Source organism: Rhodococcus sp. EPR-134, assembly GCF_001647205.1.
In the GTDB taxonomy this organism is placed as follows: domain Bacteria; phylum Actinomycetota; class Actinomycetes; order Mycobacteriales; family Mycobacteriaceae; genus Rhodococcus_F; species Rhodococcus_F qingshengii.
In genome coordinates, this window is the sequence record NZ_LVCT01000659.1 from 1 (window position 1) to 4,638 (window position 4,638).

Annotated in this window: 5 protein-coding genes; 3 read left to right on the top strand and 2 right to left on the bottom strand. The window is 63.6% G+C overall.

All coding sequences use genetic code 11. The features are described from left to right. The first annotated feature begins 2 nt into the window (after positions 1 to 2). Positions 3 to 953 (top strand): hypothetical protein, encoded by a 951-nt coding sequence (locus A2J01_RS28625; RefSeq protein ID WP_082900977.1) that lies wholly within the window; start codon positions 3 to 5, stop codon positions 951 to 953. A 7-nt stretch (positions 954 to 960) separates the two neighbouring features. Here A2J01_RS28625 and A2J01_RS28630 read toward each other — a convergent pair whose 3' ends face one another. Continuing rightward, positions 961 to 1,305 carry a hypothetical protein gene (locus A2J01_RS28630; protein WP_054828484.1) on the bottom strand — a complete coding sequence of 115 codons (345 nt, stop codon included), beginning with the start codon at positions 1,303 to 1,305 and terminating at the stop codon, positions 961 to 963. Between the two features lie 19 nt (positions 1,306 to 1,324). Continuing rightward, positions 1,325 to 1,999, bottom strand: a complete 675-nt coding sequence (nucS, locus tag A2J01_RS28635) for an endonuclease NucS (protein WP_007733244.1) — start codon at positions 1,997 to 1,999, stop codon at positions 1,325 to 1,327. A 42-nt stretch (positions 2,000 to 2,041) separates the two neighbouring features. Between nucS and A2J01_RS28640 the strand changes: the two genes are divergently transcribed. Both A2J01_RS28640 and A2J01_RS28645 read left to right on the top strand, forming a co-directional pair. Next, positions 2,042 to 3,634: an adenylate/guanylate cyclase domain-containing protein gene (locus A2J01_RS28640; protein ID WP_063316266.1), complete on the top strand. Its 1,593-nt coding sequence runs from the start codon at positions 2,042 to 2,044 to the stop codon at positions 3,632 to 3,634. Positions 3,635 to 3,775: 141 nt separating this feature from the next. Then, a complete protein-coding gene (locus tag A2J01_RS28645) occupies positions 3,776 to 4,402 on the top strand; it encodes a dihydrofolate reductase family protein (RefSeq protein WP_064114089.1) in 627 nt (208 codons plus the stop codon). The last annotated feature ends 236 nt before the right edge of the window (positions 4,403 to 4,638 follow it).

The window sequence follows — 4,638 nt, forward strand, 5'->3', positions numbered from 1 at the left end:
AGCTGCGAGTTACCGCGGCTGATCGTGATGCTGCCGCTGCGCAGGCCCGTGACCTCGCCAAGCAGCTCGACGATGCACGCGACGACATCGACGACCTCCGCAAGGACGTCGACCGCCTCTCGGTACCGCCCACCACTGCGGAGGGCATGAGCGATCGCATCAGCCGCATGCTGCGCCTTGCCTCCGACGAGGCCTCGGAAGTGCGCGCGAAGGCCGAAGCCGACGCAGCCGAGATGACCTCCATCGCCGAACAGGACGGCGCTCGCCTACGTGGGCACTACGAGTCGCTGATCGCCGAACTCGAGGACCGTCGCAACGCGATGGAAACCATGCACGAGCAGACCATGGCGCAGGCCCGTACCGAAGCCGCCCGGATCGTCGAAGCCGCGCAGGCCGAGCGGGATCGACTGGCTGCCGAGTCCGAGGCCAAGCGCACTCAGATCCGCGAAGACTTCGACATCTCGATGTCGGAGCGCCGCGCCAAGGTCGTCGCCGCCGTCAACGAGTTGGAGTCGTCGAGCAAAGCAGAGGCCGAGCGTCGACTCGCCGATGCGTCGCACGAGGCTCAGCGCAGGCTGCAGGCCGCCACTGATCAGTCCGAGCGCAAGATCGCTCACGCGAAGGAACTCACCGAAGAACTGCGCGTTCTCCGTGGCCGAATCCTGGCTCAGCTCTTGGGTATTCGCGGACAACTCGATTCGGTTCCGGCTATGCTCGCATCGGTCAACCGGGAGAGCGAACTCCTCGATGCACCGCCTGCTCCGGTCATCGTCGAAGCCGAGGAAGATCTCGAGATCGAAGACAAGAAGGCCGACGCAGATAAGGTCGACGCAGAACCGGTCAAATCAGAACCGAGTATCGACGAAGACGACGTTCTCGAGGACTCGGACGAGACGAACACCGCCGAGATCGACACCCGCGCCGTCGAGCAGCGAGCCCAGTCCAGGAACTGATCGACGCTCAGGACCACCGTCTGGTCAGGCTGCGCGTACCGCGGCCTGACCAGCATCCGGTGTGCCAGTGTCGACGCTCGTTCGCGCCGCCCGGTTCCGAAGGCCACGTCACCACGTGAGCGACGCCGGGCCTGATGTCGTGATCACAACCGGGGCAGCGATAGAACTTCGTCGCGTTGGAGCCGGGTATCGGCCTCACCATGTACATTTCACCGCCCGGACCGGGTTCCTCCCGGACCAGCGCCCCGCCGAACAACACACCGCTTGGTGACGCCGACTCCGCGCTCGAATCCCGCGCACGCCGAGTATCCGTTCGACGGGTTTGCTTCGGCGAAGGTTTGCGGCGCGGCATGGTTCGAGTCTAAACAGCGTCAGAAGAGGCGGAACTCGGTGCTTTCGGTGCCCCGCAAGGCCTCGTAGTCAAGGACCAGGCAACGGATCCCACGGTCGTTGGCCAAAGTCTTTGCCTGCGGCTTGATCTGTTGCGCTGCAAAAACTCCCGTGACCGGCGCGAGCAGCGGATCGCGGTTGAGCAATTCGAGGTAGCGCGTCAACTGCTCGACGCCGTCGATCTCGCCGCGACGCTTGATCTCCACCGCCACCGATGCACCGTCCGCGTCTCGGACCAGAAGATCGACCGGCCCGATGGCCGTCATGTACTCACGCCGCACCAACGTGTAGCCGGGGCCGAGTGTCTCGACATGCTCCGCCAAAAGTTCTTGAAGGTGTGCCTCGACACCGTCCTTGATCAATCCCGGATCGAGACCGAGTTCATACGACGAATCGTGCTCGACCTCTTCGAGAGTGATCCGCAGTTCCTCGCCCGCCTTGTTGGTGACGACCCACAGGATGTCGTCGCCGTCCCCGGTGGTCTCGACCAACCAGCACGGCGGACTCATCCAGTTGAGCGGCTTGTACGCCCGATCGTCGGCATGGATACTGACCGAGCCGTCGGCTTTGACCAACAGCAGTCGTCTTGCGGTAGGGAGGTGGGAGGTCAGGCGTCCCACATAGTCGACACGGCAACGAGCAATAACTAGGCGCACCGGACCACCCTAAGCGATCATTACGACTACTCTCGACACACTATGCAGCGAAGCCGTGTCCCGAGTGCGCCCCTGGGGTCGTGGCTGCTCGGATCCACCGACGAAAGCCCCAGGCGCCGCCGAATCCGCGTCCAGGCACTACTCACCGCGCCCCTCCTGGTCACAAACCTGATCGGAGCGGTACTGGCGATCGTGCTCATCGGATTCGTGGTTCCCGGACCCGAGATCATCCACCCCGAATTCGCATGGATCAACTTCATTGCCGTGCCCGTCTTCATCGGGTGTGTCTTTCTCATCGGACTTCTGTGGGGCACCAAACGGCTGATGCGGGATCTTCGATGGGCCACCGAGGATCACCCACCGACAGAGCAGAATCAACGCGCGGCGCTGCGCGGGCCGTGGCGACTGACCCGAGTGCAAGCCGTCCTGTGGACGGCCGCGCTCATCACCTTCACGACCATGTACGGAATCGTCGACCCCGACACTATTCCGAAAGTTCTGTTCACCGTGGCTTTCAGCGGTATCACCACGTGCGCTTTCTGCTACCTGCTCAGCGAGTTCGCACTCCGCCCGATTGCTGCGCGTGCACTCGAATCCGGAGCACCCCGCAAGGCTGCCGTTCTCGGACTGACCGGCCGGACAATCCTCGTCTGGCTGCTCGGAAGCGGAGTCCCCGTCACCGGCTTGATGCTCGTGGCGGTCTTCAGCTTCATCCGGCCTGCATCGTGGCAAGCCCTCGCGATCGCCATCCTCGTCATTGGCGGAATCACCCTGTGCGTCGGACTCGGGCTGACATACATCAACATTCGGTCCGCCGCGGCCCCCATTCGGTCCGTGCGACGAGGAATGGAACAAGTCACCCGTGGCGACCTCACCGCGTCCGTCGTCGTGTACGACGGAACTGAACTGGGACTACTGCAGGCCGGCTTCAATCGCATGGCCGAGGGTCTGCGCGAGCGAGAGCGGATACGCGACCTCTTCGGGCGCCACGTCGGACACGAGGTTGCCGCAAACGCGGTTCGCCGAAACCCGGAACTCGGCGGTGAAGAACGTGACGTTGCCGTTCTCTTCGTCGACGTCATCGGATCGACCACGATCGCGGCCACCAACTCCCCTACGGCTGTGGTCGCTCTACTCAACCGTTTCTTCGACGTCATCGTCGACGAGGTCGACGCACACGGCGGATTCGTCAACAAGTTCGAGGGCGACGCAGCGCTGGCGATCTTCGGAGCGCCGACGACACTCGACGATCACGCCGGCAGCGCACTCGCCGCTGCCCGCAAGATTCAGCAGCGCCTGCGTGCCGAGGTTCCGGAAGTGAGCGCGGGAATCGGCGTCGCCGCAGGTGTTGCCGTAGCCGGGAACGTCGGTGCGCGAGAGAGATTCGAGTACACCGTCATCGGTGATCCCGTCAACGAAGCGGCGCGACTGTCCGAGGTCGCCAAGACGGTTCCGGGTAACGTCGCCGCATCCGGTCGGGCTGTGGCTGCCGCTGACAGCGCCGAGGCTGCACAGTGGTCGATCACCGAGAACATCACCCTTCGCGGCCGCCTCGAACAGACCGAGCTCGCGATTCCGTGCGACGCTCTGGAGTCCGAGACCAGCCCGTCAGACTCCGTGCCCGTGCAGCCCTGACCCCACCTCCCCCCTGAGCGAACGGCACGTTCGGTCGATCCAAGGCGATCAACGCCACGTTCGCTCGATGACTTTCCCGCTTCTCGACGGTCTATATCGGCACAGCGGAAATCCGACGACGCCTGGGAGATGGGTACGACTATGAAACTGACGACCTTTACCATCGTCACTCTCGACGGAGTGATGCAAGGACTCGGTGGGCCGGACGAAGATCGCCGTGGCGGATTCGAGCGGGGCGGCTGGTCCGCGCCATTGGTGGACACCGAAGCCATGGACTATCTCGTCCAGGTCTACCAGCGAGCTGACGCGTTCCTGTTCGGGCGACACACGTACGAGATCTTCGCCGGCTATTGGGGCGCGTTCGAGAATCCCGACGTCAACCCCATTGCAAGCGCACTGAATTCGCGGCCCAAGTACCTTGCGTCGACGACGCTCACCGATCCGGAATGGAAGAACACGACAGCCCTTTCAGGTGACACCGCCATCGCTCTCGGCGAACTGAAAGCCAGACCCGGCGGTGAGCTTCAGGTGCACGGCAGTGGCAACCTGTGCCGCTGGCTTTTCGCGAACGATCTTGTCGACGAGATGATCCTGCTGATCGTTCCGGTGGTGGTAGGCCAGGGCACGCGACTGTTTCCCGACTCCGGACCGGACATCGCACTCGAGCTGGCCGAATCGCGAGCCACATCAAAGGGCGTGACGATTCAGAGGTATCTGCCGGCTGGCCGGCCGAAGTATGCGACTGCCACCGCCGACGGCATCGACTGATCCGGGCAAAGCGCCTGTCGTCCTCAGTCGTGTTCCCGCCCCTGATGGTGTGAACGTACCGTTCATCTCGTTGAAGAGGGTGAGCGTGTCGTTCACTCGATCCCGGACGGGGTGGTGAGTCGGCGGCGTGCCCGCCCTTGATGGTGTGAACGGTACGTTGGGTCGATCTGAGGCGACGAAAGTGCCGTTCGCTCGAAGTCGGGGGTGCCGGCGGCGGTGCTTTCGGGTGTTGGCGG

Coding starts and splice junctions, on each gene's coding strand:
- A2J01_RS28640 (WP_063316266.1), top strand. CDS start 2,042: ATGCAGCGAAGCCGTGTCCCGAGTGCGCCCCTGGGGTCGTGGCTGCTC.
- A2J01_RS28630 (WP_054828484.1), bottom strand. CDS start 1,305: ATGCCGCGCCGCAAACCTTCGCCGAAGCAAACCCGTCGAACGGATACT.
- A2J01_RS28645 (WP_064114089.1), top strand. CDS start 3,776: ATGAAACTGACGACCTTTACCATCGTCACTCTCGACGGAGTGATGCAA.